Genomic DNA, 18,719 nt, shown 5'->3' on the forward strand with positions numbered 1-18,719 from the left:
TTCGGAGGCGACCGCCCCAGTCAAACTCCCCACCTGACATTGTCCCCACACCCGTTTAGGGTGCTAGGTTAGAAATCCAGTACTACAAGGGAGGTATCCCAACAGCGACTCCACAAAGACTGGCGTCCTTGCTTCTACGTCTCCCTCCTATCCTGTACATGTAATACCGAATCCCAGTATCAAGCTGGAGTAAAGCTCCACGGGGTCTTTCCGTCCTGTCGCGGGTAACCGGCATCTTCACCGGTACTACAATTTCACCGGGCGCGTTGTCGAGACAGTGCCCAAATCGTTACGCCTTTCGTGCGGGTCGGAACTTACCCGACAAGGAATTTCGCTACCTTAGGACCGTTATAGTTACGGCCGCCGTTTACTGGGGCTTAAATTCAGAGCTTCGCTTACGCTAACCCCTCCTCTTAACCTTCCAGCACCGGGCAGGCGTCAGCCCCTATACTTCACCTTTCGGTTTTGCAGAGACCTGTGTTTTTGCTAAACAGTCGCTTGGGCCTATTCTCTGCGGCCTCTCTAAAGAGGCACTCCTTATCCCTAAGTTACGGAGTCATTTTGCCGAGTTCCTTAACAACGCTTCTCCCGTCGGCCTTAGGATTCTCTCCTCATCTACCTGTGTCGGTTTACGGTACGGGCACATACAAAACAATAGCGGCTTTTCTCGACAGTTTGGATTCAGAAACTTCCCTACTTATATTTCGGTCCTCATCGTACTTCAGAAACGGATGACGGATTTGCCTGTCTTCCTATCCTTTGTACTTGAACGGGTTTTTCCATTCCCCGTTTTTCCTATCCTCCTGTGTCCCCACAGTTCTGTTTGCATGCGGTACAGGAATTTCAACCTGTTGTCCATCGACTACGGCTTTCGCCCTCGCCTTAGGTCCCGACTTACCCAGAGAAGATCAGCTTTACTCTGGAAACCTTAGATATTCGGCCGAGAAGATTCTCACTTCTCTCTCGCTACTCATTCCGGCATTCTCTCTTCTTAACAGTCCACTGCTCCTTACAGTACAGCTTCGTCCCAGTTAAGAATGCTCCTCTACCACTGATATTACTATCAATCCACAGCTTCGGTGTCATGTTTTAGCCCCGGACATTTTCGGCGCAAGATCTCTCGACTAGTGAGCTATTACGCACTCTTTGAATGTATGGCTGCTTCTAAGCCAACATCCTAGTTGTCTTCGAAATCTCACATCCTTTTCCACTTAACATGTACTTTGGGACCTTAGCTGGTGGTCTGGGCTCTTTCCCTTTTGACTACCCAACTTATCTCGCGCAGTCTGACTCCTGATGAGCATCTATATGGCATTCGGAGTTTGATATGTTTTGGTAAGCCTCGCGGCCCCCTAGACAATTCAGTGCTCTACCTCCATTAGACTCCATCAAGGCTAGCCCTAAAGCTATTTCGAGGAGAACCAGCTATCTCCGGGTTCGATTGGAATTTCTCCGCTACCCACAGTTCATCCCCACGTTTTTCAACACGTGTGGGTTCGGACCTCCATTACCTTTTACGGTAACTTCATCCTGACCATGGGTAGGTCACCCGGTTTCGGGTCTACGTACTCTGACTTAACGCCCTATTAAGACTTGGCTTCCCTTCGGCTCCAGACCTTTAGTCTTTAACCTTGCCAGTTATACGTAACTCGCCGGACCGTTCTACAAAAAGTACGCCGTCGCTCTGATTTATATACGAGCTTCGACTGCTTGTAAACAAAGGGTTTCAGGTTCTTTTTCACTCCCCTCCCGGGGTTCTTTTCACCGTTCCTTCACAGTACTATACGCTATCGGTCACTAGGGAGTATTTAGCCTTGGGGGGTGGTCCCCCCAGCTTCACACAGGGTTTCTCGTGTCCCGTGCTACTCTGGATACCGCCTGCTCTCTCGGTCTTTCACCTACTGGACTTTCACCTTCTTTGGTTGGCTTTCCCAAAACCATTCGGTTAAACGTCAAGATACATTCTGCGGTCCTCAACCCCTAAGAACTAAGTTCTTAGGTTTGGGCTCTTCCCTTTTCGCTCGCCGCTACTTAGGGAATCGATTTTTCTTTCTCCTCCTTCGGGTACTTAGATGTTTCAGTTCCCCGAGTTCCCCCTACATGGCTATGTATTCACCATGTAGTAACTGGGCTTTTCCCAGTCAGGTTTCCCCATTCGGATATCTCCGGATCGATGGCTATTTGCGCCTCCCCGAAGCTTTTCGCAGCTTATCACGTCCTTCATCGGCTCCTAGTGCCAAGGCATCCACCCTTTGCTCTTATTAGCTTGACCTATACATTTTTCTCATCTAAGCATCGGCTTTGCGCATGCAAAACGATTGCCTATCTCTTCGTGATTCTTAGGTTTAAATATCACCACGGTTTTGGGTGATTTTTAAAGCTTAGAAGAACAATATGAGAATAAATGTTGCCATAAACAGCTTTTCTCGTAAGATTCTTATAAACATGTATAACAACCTTCCAATCAAGCATGCATTGATCGCACTAAGAGCTAAGATTTACAAGTTATTTGTATACACCCATTGCTTACACAATAGGATACGTAGCTTGTTCTTGGTTACTCTTGGTTCTTTTAAGCATTGGCTTTGCTTATGCAAAACAAGTGCTTTCTTTTTAAATCATAGGATAATTGATTATCATTTGATGTCAGTATTTAACAAATGGCTAAGTTCTTTTGCATACATTTTATGGCATGACAAAAGGTTCTTTCCTTAGAAGTTATCTCCTGAAAGAATGACTTCTTCTTTGTTAAATATCTTTTCAATGTGAAGTTTTCAATGTTCGATAAGCGTTGACTTTGCGAATGCAAAACAATCGCTTTTTTATAACTTTTCTTTGGCTTGATTTAAGCGCTAGGCTATATTATCATAGTCACTTGCCCTATGTCAAGCACTTTTTTAAAGTTTTCTCAGCCTTTTCTTTGTTAAGTAAAGCCTTGAAAACTATTGGCAATCTGGCAGCCACCTACTCTCCCAGGTCGTCTCCAACCAAGTACCATCGGCCGTCTGTGGCTTGACCATCGTGTTCGGTATGAGAACGGGTATGTCCCATAGACGCATCACCACCAGAAATCTCTTCTATTCTTAGAATAAACGGTATATGTTGTTTTTCCTTGAATACTCAACAGTGAAACAAATGTTATTAACAGGGTTAATAACACCTTCGGCTATGCTTTACTATTCCATGCAATTCTACTTATCGTTTAAAGCCTCAACTTTAACGATCTTCCTTAGAAAGGAGGTGATCCAGCCGCACCTTCCGATACGGCTACCTTGTTACGACTTCACCCCAGTCATCGGCTTCACCTTCGACAGCTCCATCCATAAAGGTTTGGTCACTGGCTTCGGGCGCTTCCAACTCCCGTGGTGTGACGGGCGGTGTGTACAAGGCCCGGGAACGTATTCACCGCGACATGCTGATTCGCGATTACTAGCGATTCCAACTTCATGTAGTCGAGTTGCAGACTACAATCCGAACTGGGATAGCTTTTTTGGGGTTGGCTCCATGTCACCACTTCGCTTCCCTTTGTCACTACCATTGTAGCACGTGTGTAGCCCAAATCATAAGGGGCATGATGATTTGACGTCATCCCCACCTTCCTCCGAGTTGTCCCCGGCAGTCTCTCTAGAGTCCCCAACTTTACTTGCTGGCTACTAAAGATAAGGGTTGCGCTCGTTGCGGGACTTAACCCAACATCTCACGACACGAGCTGACGACAACCATGCACCACCTGTCTCTTCTGTCCCGAAGGAAAGTTCCGATTAAGGAACGGTCAGAAGGATGTCAAGATTTGGTAAGGTTCTTCGCGTTGCTTCGAATTAAACCACATGCTCCACCGCTTGTGCGGGCCCCCGTCAATTCCTTTGAGTTTCAATCTTGCGATCGTACTCCCCAGGTGGAATGCTTAATGCGTTTGCTGCGGCACCGAGGTTCGACCCCCGACACCTAGCATTCATCGTTTACGGCGTGGACTACCAGGGTATCTAATCCTGTTCGCTCCCCACGCTTTCGTGCCTCAGCGTCAGTTACAGTCCAGAAAGTCGCCTTCGCCACTGGTGTTCCTCCTAATATCTACGCATTTCACCGCTACACTAGGAATTCCACTTTCCTCTCCTGCACTCTAGCAAAGCAGTTTCAAATGCAGTCCCCAGGTTGAGCCTGGGGCTTTCACATCTGACTTACTCCGCCGCCTACGCACCCTTTACACCCAGTAAATCCGGATAACGCTTGCCCCCTACGTATTACCGCGGCTGCTGGCACGTAGTTAGCCGGGGCTTCTTAGTCAGGTACTGTCACTATCTTCCCTGCTGATAGAAGTTTACGATCCGAAAACCTTCTTCCTTCACGCGGCGTCGCTGCATCAGGGTTTCCCCCATTGTGCAATATTCCCCACTGCTGCCTCCCGTAGGAGTTTGGGCCGTGTCTCAGTCCCAATGTGGCCGATCACCCTCTCAGGTCGGCTACTGATCGTCGCCTAGGTGAGCCGTTACCTCACCTACTAGCTAATCAGACGCGGGTCCATCCTATGCCACCGGAGTTTTTACCACCAGATCATGTAATCCTGTGGTCTTATGCGGTATTAGCGCACTTTTCAGTGCGTTATCCCCCTGCATAGGGCAGGTTACCCACGCGTTACTCACCCGTCCGCCGCTGTCCACTTAAGGAATCACCCGAAGGTTCATCCTTAAGTTTCTCGCTCGACTTGCATGTGTTAAGCACGCCGCCAGCGTTCATCCTGAGCCAGGATCAAACTCTCATGTTAAAAAGTTTATTCTGACCAGACTAATCTGGCAATTGTAGTTTATAGACTACCGTCTCTTTGTTTGAGATTGTTAAGCTATGCATAACAATTCTCTGAATTTACAAAGGAATTATTTGGGTAAAGCTTTTATAAGCTTTTGGTTTGTTTCACTGTTCAGTTTTCAAGGTTCTTGCTGTTACACGTTGTTGTTTGCTGTTTTACCAGCGAGAAGTATTGTATCATCCCAGTAAATTAAAGTCAAGGATTTTTAGTAAACTTTTTTCGATAAAACATGACAGGATTGTCTAAGACCTTATAGACGGGTACTCTAAGCCCTACCGTTATCATTTATTATTATTATATTTTTTATCTTTTTCACCTTTGGTTTTCTTAATACCTTCAGAAATGATGGATAAACTTTATCAAATATATACCTTATCAAAGAATGAGAATTCTCCCTCTCTTGTTCCCGACCACGCCTCTTGTTGGAATCTCTCTTTTATCGCTTACCATAAAACATAAATTCAAAAAATAGCACATTCTTTAGTCATGCCATGAAGGTATAAAAAATGTTCCTACCTCTGTATGGGTCTCATACAAAAGTAAGAACGCTTTATATACTAATTTATATTATACTTGCAAAAGGACATATACTTGCCTAATCACAATCTAACCTACAATACTCTTGGAAACATTGGTCACAATCTTCATCAATAAGTTATTATCATAGAAGAACTTAGCCACTTCTGACACTTCTAATGTCTCAAAAACCTTAGCCACACCCGGGTTCGCACTAAACATGGACAGTATAAGACTTAGAAACCAAACCATAACAATACCAATAATGACACCAATGATTAAACCACCCAGTTTATTAATCTGATTAAGTACAGGCAGTTTACTTACCAAGTCAACTAAGTTGATAACAACCTTCAACAGAATGGATACAATAATGAATACACCAAGGAAAGCAATGATGTTAATAATCAATGTAGCAATCATGCCCCCAATGTAATCGCCTATACTGCTCACATCCAGCAAATTATATATTTCACTATTGTTATTTGTGACTAATATATGTTTGAATGCTTCAGGAATCTGTAAGTTACTAATAAAGTTAATCTGATCGCCTGTTGTCTGAGCCGTCTCAGCAGCACCTTCTAATTTTAACAAACGAATAATCCCATCTTTTATAGATGCATAGACACCTGTTTGATGAATAAGAAATTGGCTTACATATGGATATACATACATGGTAACCATGACGGATACAATTAACGACACAAACTTAAATAACGTTTTTATAAACCCTCTTTGATAGGAAATAAAAGCATTAAGCCCAATAATACCTATCACCACTATATCTAACCAACTCATTATCATTTCCTCCTCATTTGATTACCTTTACTACCCTATACTCATTTTGTAAAACGATTAGGAACTTATTACGTCCTAAGGAACTGATGAACTTTATGTCTTCCTTAAGGGGTGTTTCCCAATTAATTTTACCGTTATAATATTCTCTTATATAAAATTCTGATTCCACATAATATTTTTCATGACTACCTTCTAAATAGGTAATGGCACTTTCATAAGCATTTTCATAAGCCACTTGACCAGCATTATCATAGGCCACTAACGTATTTTCTTGATACGTGGATTCACCTGAAAGAGGTCTACCCAATAACGTTAATAGATTATTATTTGCATAAGACACTTTTTTAATTTCATTATTCAAAGTAACGTTGGCAACCTCCTCAGGCTTAATATCTACTTGATAGAATAAAACCCGATTGTCCCCAACGGCACTGACATGATTCCCATCGAGAAACTTAACTTCTGGAATAAGGGTATCGTCAACAGCAAAAGCACCCGTTACTCTTTCATCAAATTTTTGACCTGTGTCACTGAAATTGAAAAAGGTTAAGTTGGATACCACTGTTTCGCCTTTTACAAATAAATAACTTGTCACCATCTTGGTACCATCTTCTGAAATATCTAAGGCTAAAGGAAATCCGTCATTTTCCAGAAAAGTTTCTCTATGTACTAATGCTGTCCCATCTGCATCATATAGCTGCACAACATGTCCTTTGTCATTCTGCCCAATAATGGCTACAATACCATTTTCATTGATGTCATACATGATGATGGGGTCATTTACATCATATTGTCGTACAAAACCTTCTTCATTAAACAAGTAAACATCTCTGGATGATATATCCCCAACGGCTAAAAACTTTTCATTACTAATAACTTTAGGATTCATCATGTTAAAGGTTTTATCCCATATGGTTTTACCTTCATAATCTAACATGGTGACACCGTCTTTTGATATTCTTACAATATGCTTACCCAATTGTCTTAAACTTACCTTATCCAGTGGATTAATGGCAGTGGTATTCATGACTTCAAACTTAACTTTTCCACCTATTAAGCCATACCCCTTTGGTCGTATAATGACTATATATGCTACCAATGAGGCTATGACAGCAACCATGATGAGAAAAATCTTCATCTTTTGTTTTTTCACCTTATCACCTACGTTATTCTTTCCTTAACCTTCTGTTAATCGTTTTCCTAAATACTTCGTTACCTTTAAACTTATTTTTAAATGTATCCCATTTAATCTTAATAAAATACAACATAATAAGAATAATTTCAAATACGCCTATGTACCCAAATATGGGGTAAACCTTACCCACCATATTTGAAAAACCTATTTGAGAAAAGAGCACTGCTACCCCAATAAATACGGCCAGCTTGACTTTACCACCTTTAGTTTTATTTATTTTTAACTTAGATAATATGCCGTAACCATTAGCTACCGCTGTTGTGAACATAGCAGATATTAAAACAATGATGTAAATATATTGTACCACCTTCGCATATCTCATTACAATAGCTAGCATAGGAATTTCTATTCCTTGTATATCTTTATAGTGTACCAGAATAACAAAACCAAGGATGATGCCAATCATACCAAGAGCCAAACCTGCAAGTAAAGACCCAACTTTTGCAGTGAATTTACTGGTCACTAATTTATACAAAGTGGTCAAAACCACCACCGCTGTTATGATATTATAGGACACGTAGATAATGGCCGAACTAAACCAATTATCCCGAACAACTAAAAATACTTGAACCATATTGCTCATAACCGACGTGCTTCGAAAAAACCACATATACAAACCAACGATTAACACACCTACTAATAAAATAGGTGCTAAAAAGGAGTTAACGGTAATGACACCTTTCACATCGAATAAAAAAGTAATGTAACAACATACGGCCATGACAAGAACACCTACTTGGTAAGGTATGTGAAATCTTTGCTGAAATAAAGCACCTGAACCGGCAAACATGGCGCAAAAACATACAAACATAAAAAAGACAACGGTCCAATCCAGTATTTTACCCGATATTTTTCCTGCTATGGGATGTATAAATTCTTTATAGTTCCTTGAACCATTATGGTAGATAATTTCAAGAACTGCCCAGCCAATAAGTGCAAACATAATACCTGTGAGTAATAGCCCGATCATACCTTTGAATCCATAATAGGCAAAAAACTTCATCATTTCTTGACCAGAAGCAAAGCCTGCTCCGAGAACTGTTCCTATATATACTGAAGCAATTTTTATAGCATTTTTGAAATCTGTTTTCAATCTATCAACCCCTGAATATCATCATTGTTTAATAAAGACTCGTTACTATATATTTATGTTGGCGTATATAAGTTCATACCATATAAGTCCATTTAGATTGTATGCCTTATTTAATTAAACGAATTGACAACTATCTTATTATCATTCATGTAGATGGCCGCTTTTACTATACGATATAGGGTAACAAGAAAAAGAGACGCCTTATGAAAGCATCCAATTATTCATCAATATGCTTTCATAAGCAGTCCCTTTATATTTTTTATGACATCATTCTTCTATTATAATATGGTTTATAAAACAATTACCTCTTACACCAGTTATTGATGGTAACCTTTAAAATCGCTAAGGCTTACACGTTATTGATTAATGATGTATACGCCTCTCCATATACCTTTGCAGAACTTTCCCAAGAAAATTGCTTCTCCATGCAATGACGAACCAATGCTTGCCGTTTCTTTTTATGATGGTAGGTGTCTATTGCTTCTTTAATAGCTTCGCTTAATGCTGTCTGATGATATGCTTCAAACACAAATCCACAACCAGATAATGTGGCTTCATCAAAGGGTTCAACGGTGTCCACAAGACCACCTGTTTTCCTAACAATGGGCACTGTACCAAATCGCATGCTATACAATTGTGACAAACCGCAAGGTTCAAAAAGGGATGGCATCATAAAATAGTCAGAAGCGCCATAGATTTTCCTTGCTAATTGGTGATCAAAAGCAATCATCACCTTAATCTTGTCTGAATACTCTTTTTCCAAATCTCTAAGGGCATTTTCGTAGGCTTCTTCACCGGTTCCAAGAATTAAAAATTGTACATCCAGCTCTTCCTTAACGAGAGCTTCCATTGCTTCAATGGCAATATCCACGCCTTTTTGATCACTAAGCCGGCTTATCATGCTAACAAGAGGTACTTGTTTTTCTGGTAAACCTACTTCTTGCTGCAATGTCAACTTATTCTTACCTTTAATCAATATGGCGTCGTCCATACCATAGGTATATGGCAGATAAGGATCTGTCTCTGGATTAAATTTATCATAGTGAACCCCATTAATGATACCCATAAGCTTAAGCTTATGCTGGCGTAAAACACCATCTAGTCCATACCCATAAAGGGGCGTTTGAATTTCTTCTGCATAAGTATGACTGACTGTAGAAACCGTATCTGAAAAGATAATACCCGCTTTCATAAAGGACACATTACCGTAGAATTCCAGCGCTTCATTATGAAAATAATGTCTGGGTATATTGAGTTGATTCAATATATCGCTATGACATACACCCTGATATTGTAAGTTATGAATGGTATAAAAAATTTTCATGTCCTGATAATAAACATGGTGACCATAGGCGGTCTTTAATAAGAAAGGTATGAGACCAACATGCCAATCGTTTACATGAATAACCTGGGGTTTAAAATCAATAAGGGGCAACAGCTGCAACACCGCTTTGGAAAAAAAACCAAAACGCAAACCATCATCTTCATAGCCATAGAGTTGGTCGCGTTCAAAATATTCTAGGCTTCCAATAAAATATGTTGTCAACTTGTCTTCTTTAAGGACATAGACGTCTGCCGACGCCACACGTCCATCAACTTCTATCATGTATTGCAGTGTCTTTTGTAGTGGATAATCTTTTTCAATGCCCTTATACTTAGGCATAACCCGAACAACTTCTGCGCCCAAGCCACCTAATTCTTCTGGTAAAGATTCACTCACATCACCTAACCCACCAGTGGTGGCATAAGGTGCAATCTCAGCAGACACATATAACAACTTTACATTTTCTCTCATATTAGATCCCCTCTTCAATCATCCTTATCATAATCAGTGACGATGGCTTACACATTGCCAGAAATTCCATTGCTTATATAGTATATAGAAGTATGTCCCATTATATGCTAGGAATCTAAAAAAAGGATCGGTATGATAAAAAAGGGGCTGTGTCATAAAAGCAATTTTGTCGGCTAGACGTCAACCATAATAAGTTAAACTTATCATTACCTACTGACGTTATTTTGCTTTGATGAGACAGCCCCTTAAAATATGTATACACTATGCAGATTATTACATGTTTTTTATTAACTTATCTTTTTCCCTGCATCTGGACCTGCACTTTGATTATATACTTCTGTTGGGTCAAATGTCCATACTGCTTGCGCTGTAAGCCCCATACCTTTTAGTTGTTCAGAAACTTGATTAAATAATTCACCTTGTGTTTGACGCTCTTTGACAGTACCATTTACCAAGTAGGATTCTGCCCCCTTAACAGCCAAAACAGCTACATTTTCACAGCTTTCAAGATTTTTTGCAGTAGTTTTCATCAATACTTCAGCTGCACATAATAGATTGTCACTAGGAGCCATCATGCTACCTACCACAATTGAATGTGGTACCCCATCACTGGAAACAGTTGTTAAAACTTTTGATGCCTCTGGATCATTAAGTAATTGAATTGCGTTCTTAGGAATATTCATGCTTTGTCTCCTTTCGTTTAGAAATTGGCTTATTTCTAAATTTGGTTTTTCTTGACTTACTTACAAGATTATCATATATTAATGATATGAAAAAAACAAGTACGACAATTATTCATATTAAGTATATAAAAGTATACTAAAGGGAGGATTATATGCTAGCTCAAAAATACATTGATGAATGTCTGAAATGTCCCATTGAAGAAGACATAAAAAAACAGTTGTGCCCTGTGTGTTTAACACAGAAAATCATCCGTGGAAAATGGAAAATTGTGATTATATGGTTACTAAGAAAGGAGACTTTACGATTTTCTCAAATTAGAAAATCCATACCCAAAGTCACCCAGGCCTATCTTAGCAGCCAATTAAAAGAACTGGAGGCTGATGGTTTACTCATACGAAAATCATACAATGAAGTCCCTCCAAAGGTAGAGTATTATCTCACCAACACTGGCAAGAATTTAATTCATGTGATTGACAAAATGTTTGATTGGGGTTCAGACTATATTGCGGATAATATGCCTAAATAATACTGATATTGCCTAAGAGGGGTACCTCAATCAATAAAAACAAAATGCTATTATTTATGAAGAACATGAATATTTTAATAGAAATTTATAGAAACTTTCTTGGTAATATATTATAATACTACCATTGAAAGGAGTTGTTATGATGAGTAAAATGTCAAAACTTCCAAAGAGAAGTGAGATTGATGACACGTTTAAATGGCGTCTAGAAGACATGGTAGCATCAAAAGAAGATTGGAAACAGCGTTATGATGAAATCGTTGCCCTGTCTGAAGCCATAGCGTCTTATTCAGGAACGTTGCAAGATTCTGATGACACACTATTCGCTTGCTTACAAAAAAGAGATGAGCTGAATGAGAAACTGTCACGGTTATATGTCTATTCCAATATGCGTTTACATGAGGATTCTAATAATGCTGATGCTCAAGCAACTGCTGAAAAAGCAAATTCTCTGGCCGTACGTGTAAGCAGTAGTTTATCCTTTATTGAGCCTGAAATTTCCGCTATGCCTGAAGATGTACTGAAAACCTATATGGCATCAGGTAATGGTTTAGAATTATACCAAGTTTATATGGATGATCTTCTTCGTAAAAAAGCCCATATTCTTAGTTTAGCTGAAGAAAAATTAATGGCAGAGGCAGCTGAGTTAGCTGGTTCTCCTGAAAATATATTCTCCATGTTAAACAATGCAGATATTAAGTTCCCAACTATCAAAGATGAAGAGGGACATGATGTTGAGCTTACAAAAGGTCGTTATGTAACGTTTATGGAAAGTACCGACCGTCGCGTTAGAAAAGATGCTTTTGAAGCCATGTACGCTACTTATAAAAAATTTAAAAATACCATCGCTACCACATTTACAGCTAATATTAAAAAAGATATCTTTAACATGAAGGCACGGAAGTTCAACTCTACATGTGAAGCAAGTCTTTTTGAAAATAATATTCCTGTTGCTGTATATGACCAATTAGTCAATACCATACACAAGTACATGCCACTCATGCATCGTTATGTATCCATTCGTAAAAAGATGTTGAACCTTGATGAACTGCATATGTATGATGTGTATACACCCATTGTAAAAGATGTGGATGTCACCATTCCTTACGAAGAAGCTAAGGCAAAAGTGTACGAAGCTCTTGCTCCTATGGGTGAAGAGTATCGCTCACTCATTCAGAAAGGTTTTGAAGAAAAGTGGATTGATGTGTATGAAAATGAAGGAAAACGCAGTGGTGCTTATTCTTGGGGAACTTATGGTGTTCATCCATATGTATTACTGAATCACCAAGATAACGTCAACACCATGTTTACCCTTGCTCATGAAATGGGTCATGCCCTTCATACCCATTATACGTATACAAACCAGCCCTTTATCTATGGAGAATACCCAACGTTCTTAGCAGAGGTTGCTTCAACGGTTAACGAAGCACTGCTTATGGAGCATCTTCTAAAGACAACGGAAGACAAAAATCAGCGGTTATATCTCATCAATTACTTCATGGAGCAATTCAAGAGTACCGTTTATCGTCAAACCATGTTTGCAGAGTTTGAGCGGCTTACCCATGAAGTGGTTGAAAACGGTGAAGCACTTACCGCTGATAAATTATGTGAGATGTACCATGACATCAATGTGAAATACTTTGGTGATGATATGATCATTGATGAAGACCTTGATATGGAATGGGCAAGAATTCCTCATTTCTATTACAATTACTATGTATTCCAATACGCTACAGGTTATTCAGCAGCGATTGCTCTATCTCAGAAGATTCTTAATGAAGGTGAAGAAGCTGTCACCAACTACAAGAATTTCCTTAAGAGTGGCTGTTCTGAATATCCTATCGAAACACTTAAAAAAGCTGGTGTGGATATGACAACTGCTGAGCCTATTGAGCAGGCGCTTAAAGTGTTTGAAGGATTATTGGATGAAATGGAAAGTATGATTCAATAAAGACTACTAAATCACGAAGTACTTTGGGGCATAAAATTAATAAACAAAAACCAAGAATTGCACCGTATTAACACATACGTACGATTCTTGGTTTTTTATGTCCTGATTATTTACAACGATAAGCAAGTACCTCTGCTTCATAGTTTTTTACTTCTTCCATCCAGTCAAGCCCTATAGGGAAACCATTCTTATGACAATAATAATCCCAAACAGCCTGCCATGGGTAAGATTTTAACTCTTCAAGGTAAGCAAGCCTTTTTGTGAAATTAAAGTCTTGCTCCAGTTTAATCAATGCATCTGTTGGTTCTAACAATGCAATGAGCAAAGCTTTCATCATGTTTCTTGTACCAATTGTCCATGCAGCAATACGGTTAATGCTTGCATCGAAGAAGTCAAGACCAATATGTACTCTGTTAACAAGATTATGTCTAACGATTTCCAACGCTATTTCTCTTAATTCTTCATCTAATAGAACCACATGGTCACTATCCCAACGAACTGGACGACTAACGTGCAGCAATAGGTGGTTTGTAAAAAGGGATAGTGCAGATATTTTATTAGAAATAACTTCTGTAGGGTGGAAATGCCCTGCATCTAAACACAATACAGTATCATTTTTAACCGCATAACCCATGTAGAACTCATGTGAACCTACCACATAGCTCTCTGAACCAATACCAAATAGTTTACTTTCAATAGCATCCAAATGATAAGCCGGATCCATTTTTTCTTCCAAGATTTTATCAAGTGAGTCTTTTAATCGTTGTCTAGGTCCTAAGCGATCAACAGGCACATCTTTGAACCCATCAGGAATCCAAATATTCATCACAGAAGGTGTTCCTAAGGCTCTTCCAAAATAAGCGCTAATCTTTCTCGCACGTTTACAATGTTCTATCCAAAAATCTCTAATCCCTTTATTGGGATGGGATAAGGTTAAGCCATCATTAGCTTTATCATGGGAAAATAAGGTCGGATTGAAGTCTAACCCTATGTTATGTCCCTTCGCCCATGATACCCATTTTTTAAAATGTTTGGGCTCAATTTCATCACGGTCTACACGTTCACCTTCTGTTTCAAGATACATTGCATGTAGATTAAGACGCTTTTTGCCTGGAATAAGAGTAAATGCTTTTTCTAAGTCTCCCCTGAGTTGTTCCGGTGTCTTTGCTTTTCCAGAATAATTGCCCGTAGATTGAATACCTCCACTCAATTGGCAGTCTGTCTGTTCAAAACCTGTTACATCATCCCCCTGCCAACAGTGCATTGAAATGGGTATCTGAGTCAATCTCTCAATAGCTTTTTCTGTATCAATGCCTATACGTCCATATAAGTCTTTAGCCAAGGCATAGGCCTCTACTACCTGTTTTTTATTTCTCATTTTTACCTCCATATTGGTCACAGCTTGTCATTCAAAAACGCCCTATAGGTTTTAAGGAAGTTGATTAAATGTATGCCACCTTTTGTGCTTATTGTTGAGGGATTGTGGATAAAAAGACTGAATACGAAAAGAATGGTTGATTATTCTTCGAGCATCTTGTAAAGAATCAACAAGACCCAGTGTGATATACTGAACCATGAGATTTCCAATAGCTGTTGCTTCTACTGGACCGGCGTACACTACACACCCTGTATAGTCAGCACATAATTGATTCAGATAAGTATTCTGTGAACCTCCACCAATGATATGTATTTTATGAAATTTTTTGCCCGTTATGCTTTCTAATTGATGAAGTACCTGCTTATACCCTAGTGCCAAACTTTCAAACACACACCTTGCATAGTCCCCTGGTGTATAGGGTATGTCTTGGTGCGTTTCCTTACAATAATCATTAATTTCTTCAAGCATATGATTCGGATTGAGAAATCTTGCGTGATTCGGGTTAATCAGAGATGTGCAGGTTGACGTTGATGCTAATTGGGCTAATGCTGCAAAGCTATAATCTTTATCTAACATAGCCTTCACTTTTTGAATCAACCATAAACCCATGATATTTTTTAGTAAACGTATGGTCCCATATGCACCGCCTTCATTGGTAAAGTTGTACATTAAAGCTTCTTTCGTACAGATAGGAGAATCATGTTCAATCCCCATTAAAGACCAAGTACCTGAACTAATATAAACCACGTCCTCATTATCCATAACAGGCACTGCCACAACTGCCGACCCTGTGTCATGTGTTGCTGGTGCTATCACGGGTAACCCTGTCATGCCTAAAGCTTTTCCAACTTTTTCTGATACAGACCCTATTACTGTTCCTGGTTGTACGAGCTTTGGAAGCTTATCTTTGCTTATCTGGGCTACCTTTAATAATGCTTTATCCCATGACTGTTGATGGATGTTATACATCTGAGTTGTTGTTGCATTACTGTATTCCATTGTCTTTTTGTCACAGAGCAAATAGTTCAGATAATCTGGAATCATCAATAATTGATATATCTGCTTTTTTAAAAGAGGTTCAGCTTTCATATGCACATACAGTTGGTACAATGTGTTAAACTGAAGGAATTGAATACCTGTTTTTTCATATATTTTTTCTTGAGAACATAACGCAAAAATATCCGCCATTGCATGATGGGTTCTACCATCTCTATAAGCATATACTGGGCATAGCCTCTTCCCTTCTTGATCAATCAGAACATAATCCACACCCCAAGTATCAATGCCTATACTCTCCACCTTTAACCCTACAGTACTAATCTTGCGAAGACCGGTTAGTATTTCAAAAAATAGATGGTCTATATCCCAATAATAATGATCATTTTCCTTGTACATCTGATTTTTAAAACGGTATATCTCTTCAATGACTATCTTCTTATTTAGCAAAGAACCCATAATCAACCGTCCACTAGAAGCACCTATATCTACGGCTAAACATATCTTTTTCATGAAACCAGCTCCTTATATGCTTTACTATCCTCATTATAACCTTGTTTTACCTGTAATACATTGACCCCTACAGCTTTAATAAGTATCAAAAACAGATATACACATGATGATAAGCGTAAAGCGACTACGTGGCGTCTTTGAAACAAATTGTTTCTTTAGAAAATATCCTTAAAGAATATGAGAATGCTTCTATTTCATATACTAAATCTAAGGGCTTTCATAATAAGATAAAAAAATAGATCATGGTTGAACATGACCTATGGAATATCCTTATTAAAATGTTTACTTTGATGCCGATAAGTATCAGGGGTAATACCCATACTTTCTTTGAACTGTTTATAAAAATAGCTTACATTAGAATATCCCACTTCACTCACAATATCAACGATGGATAATTGTGTATGTTCCAGTAGATACTTGGCTTGCTGAATCTTCCTATCCTTCATTAACACCTTATAGGTTTTTCCAGTTACTTGTTTAATCAGTTTTCCCATATAATCTGGATGGAAGTTGAAAGAAGCTGCCATTTCTTTTAGACTCCCATTTGAGCTGTGATCATGTATATAATCCATAATCTCTATAGCCATTGTCTTTTCTACTTTGTTAGCAACATGATCATTAAGATGCATTCTATAATCACGTAATAATTCATTAAACAAAAGCGTCATATAAGACTTTATTGCCGTTTCCATACCAATTTTTGGTTCATAGTATTCATACAATATAGACAACATAAGTTGCCAGATCTTTTCATTATGGGATGTTTTGAAGTGAAGATTTTGCTTGTAGGCTTTTTTCTCATACAAAGCTTTTACCACAAAATCAGAAATAACATTATTGTAGGCTATCTGCTTTAGAAAAATCCAATCAAAAAAATCTTGTGTAAGCAGAACATTAATGGCAATGTCATCCATTCCTGCTACATCAATACGATGCTCCACATTCATATCAAGGATAACTATTTCCCCTTTTTTAATGGTCATCTCTTCTTGCTCAATGGCTTGTCTAATCTTACCTGAATACACGAAAATAAGTTCTAGATAATCATGCTTATGATAATCAAAGGGAATAAATCGATCATGTTTATGAATGGTCATGGGCAAATTGTAAGACATCACTTTATCATAATTAATAATCCAATCCTTATGATCTTGATTATCTGAAAAAAATTCCTTTAATTGTTTTTTATAGGCTATATCTGATTTATTTTTTAACAGATTTTGTAATGTCATTTCCCTTTCATTTAGACTTCTTAGCCGTTTGTCTAATCCTTCATATGTCATGGCTTATACTCCTATTTTATTTGCGTTTAACGCTCCTTGCACTTTATTATCATTCTACTATCTCCCAATTCATGCTCTAGTCACTTAATCTTTTCTTACACCTATAAAGCGCCTTTTTTATAATCTGTTGGGGAGTTACCTGTCGTTTTTTTCATGACCCGACTAAAGTAGTAGGTATTGGAGAAGCCTACCTGCTCAGCTATCTGCTCCATGGTGAGCGAACTGGTCTTTATAAGATTAATGGCTTTTTTAATGCGAAACTGATTCAAGTGTTGGATAATGGTTTCCCCTATTTGGTCTTTGAAAAGCTGATTGGCATAATTATGACTAATCCCTGCAAAGCCAGCTATTTCACTAAGTGTGAGTTTCTGAGTGTAATGGGTATGGATGTAATGTTGCATATCGTGGACCAAACGTTCTTTGGATAAACTATCTGAAAAACCGCTGTCTAAATAGAGTTGATTCACCATCTGGTATAGAATCTCCAATAGAATACTTTTACACCTTAACTGCCAAAAGAGCCCATGGGCACTATAATGGTCCAACAGTCTTTTAAAATAATCGCAGAATTGCTGTTTATCGTCTACTTTCATATGATAGGGCAATGTATAGCCGTTATGAAAGTAAATCTGCGGCCGCACCAGATGCTTTTTCTTTAATTGGCTATCAAAATCATCAATATCTTCACCGCTGCCAAAAAACATAAAATCAAAATGAATCCAAATCACATCAATAAAAACACTGGTAAAACTTAGCTCACTGGCTGTATCAGGTGGAATGAGTACCAATGATCCCGATGTAAGCTTAGACCTTTGTCCATTCACTTCTATGTTGCCTTTACCCTTAATTACATACAGCATTTCATAGTCATAAAGTTTACGCCCTTTTGGCCAGCCGGATATACCTTGTATACCTACTTTTCGTATCGTAGGATTCATTTCGTTATCATCTATATGAAGGGATTTCATTTTATTAACCTCTCATCATTTATTGAGCATGATGCCCGATCATGGTTATAAACCTATTATACCATACATTGATATTGTATAAAAAAAAATGATATTGTACATTCCGTTCATCCATGATTATTTCTATAATACAAGAAAAGCAACTAAGTGATAACTTCCATAGGAAGTTTTAGCCATGAGGAAAGTTGCTTTGACGCTTATGGGAAAAATATTTCAAAAGCT

11 protein-coding genes and 3 rRNA genes (1 of these 14 cut by a window edge) are annotated in these 18,719 nt (G+C 38.7%); 2 read left to right on the plus strand and 12 right to left on the minus strand.

Annotated elements, in window-relative coordinates; genetic code table 11:
• The 8 genes from HZI73_RS00890 to HZI73_RS00925 all read right to left on the minus strand — a co-directional run.
• Nucleotides 1-2,272: ribosomal RNA gene (locus HZI73_RS00890) — 23S ribosomal RNA — on the minus strand (it extends 633 nt beyond the left edge of the window).
• A 679-nt stretch (nt 2,273-2,951) separates the two neighbouring features.
• Nucleotides 2,952-3,069: ribosomal RNA gene (gene rrf, locus HZI73_RS00895) — 5S ribosomal RNA — on the minus strand.
• 164 nt (nt 3,070-3,233) lie between these two features.
• A 16S ribosomal RNA gene (locus tag HZI73_RS00900) occupies nt 3,234-4,762 on the minus strand.
• The 16S, 23S and 5S rRNA genes sit together here, the layout of an rRNA operon.
• 648 nt (nt 4,763-5,410) lie before the next feature.
• Nucleotides 5,411-6,118: a CvpA family protein gene (locus tag HZI73_RS00905; RefSeq protein ID WP_212696400.1), complete on the minus strand. Its 708-nt coding sequence runs from the start codon at nt 6,116-6,118 to the stop codon at nt 5,411-5,413.
• A 13-nt stretch (nt 6,119-6,131) separates the two neighbouring features.
• Nucleotides 6,132-7,271: a DUF5711 family protein gene (locus HZI73_RS00910; protein WP_212696401.1), complete on the minus strand. Its 1,140-nt coding sequence runs from the start codon at nt 7,269-7,271 to the stop codon at nt 6,132-6,134.
• A gap of 13 nt (nt 7,272-7,284) precedes the next feature.
• Nucleotides 7,285-8,406: a YkvI family membrane protein gene (locus tag HZI73_RS00915; RefSeq protein ID WP_212696402.1), complete on the minus strand. Its 1,122-nt coding sequence runs from the start codon at nt 8,404-8,406 to the stop codon at nt 7,285-7,287.
• A 349-nt stretch (nt 8,407-8,755) separates the two neighbouring features.
• The gene (locus tag HZI73_RS00920) at nt 8,756-10,201 is read right to left on the minus strand and encodes a glycogen synthase (protein WP_212696403.1); all 1,446 of its coding nucleotides are present in this window, start codon (nt 10,199-10,201) and stop codon (nt 8,756-8,758) included.
• 287 nt (nt 10,202-10,488) lie between these two features.
• Nucleotides 10,489-10,884: a pyridoxamine 5'-phosphate oxidase family protein gene (locus HZI73_RS00925; protein ID WP_212696404.1), complete on the minus strand. Its 396-nt coding sequence runs from the start codon at nt 10,882-10,884 to the stop codon at nt 10,489-10,491.
• A 152-nt stretch (nt 10,885-11,036) separates the two neighbouring features.
• Here HZI73_RS00925 and HZI73_RS00930 point away from each other — a divergent pair, with 152 nt between their 5' ends.
• The gene (locus HZI73_RS00930) at nt 11,037-11,411 is read left to right on the plus strand and encodes a winged helix-turn-helix transcriptional regulator (RefSeq protein ID WP_212696405.1); all 375 of its coding nucleotides are present in this window, start codon (nt 11,037-11,039) and stop codon (nt 11,409-11,411) included.
• 139 nt (nt 11,412-11,550) lie between these two features.
• Nucleotides 11,551-13,359, plus strand: coding sequence for an oligoendopeptidase F (gene pepF / locus HZI73_RS00935; RefSeq protein ID WP_330619670.1), 1,809 nt, complete (start codon nt 11,551-11,553; stop codon nt 13,357-13,359).
• Nucleotides 13,360-13,465: 106 nt separating this feature from the next.
• Here pepF and rhaA read toward each other — a convergent pair whose 3' ends face one another.
• From rhaA to HZI73_RS00955, 4 genes are all read right to left on the minus strand, one after another.
• Entirely contained in the window at nt 13,466-14,737 is a 1,272-nt protein-coding gene (gene rhaA / locus HZI73_RS00940) for an L-rhamnose isomerase (RefSeq protein ID WP_212696406.1), read from the minus strand.
• Nucleotides 14,738-14,788: 51 nt separating this feature from the next.
• Entirely contained in the window at nt 14,789-16,246 is a 1,458-nt protein-coding gene (gene rhaB / locus HZI73_RS00945; protein ID WP_212696407.1) for a rhamnulokinase, read from the minus strand.
• A gap of 257 nt (nt 16,247-16,503) precedes the next feature.
• Nucleotides 16,504-17,529 (minus strand): AraC family transcriptional regulator, encoded by a 1,026-nt coding sequence (locus HZI73_RS00950; RefSeq protein ID WP_212696408.1) that lies wholly within the window; start codon nt 17,527-17,529, stop codon nt 16,504-16,506.
• Between the two features lie 101 nt (nt 17,530-17,630).
• On the minus strand, nt 17,631-18,497 hold the full coding sequence (locus tag HZI73_RS00955) for an AraC family transcriptional regulator (protein WP_212696409.1): 867 nt from the start codon (nt 18,495-18,497) through the stop codon (nt 17,631-17,633).
• Nucleotides 18,498-18,719 lie beyond the last annotated feature (222 nt).

Origin of the sequence: Vallitalea pronyensis, assembly GCF_018141445.1 — a bacterium.
Classification (GTDB): Bacteria; Bacillota; Clostridia; order Lachnospirales; family Vallitaleaceae; genus Vallitalea; species Vallitalea pronyensis.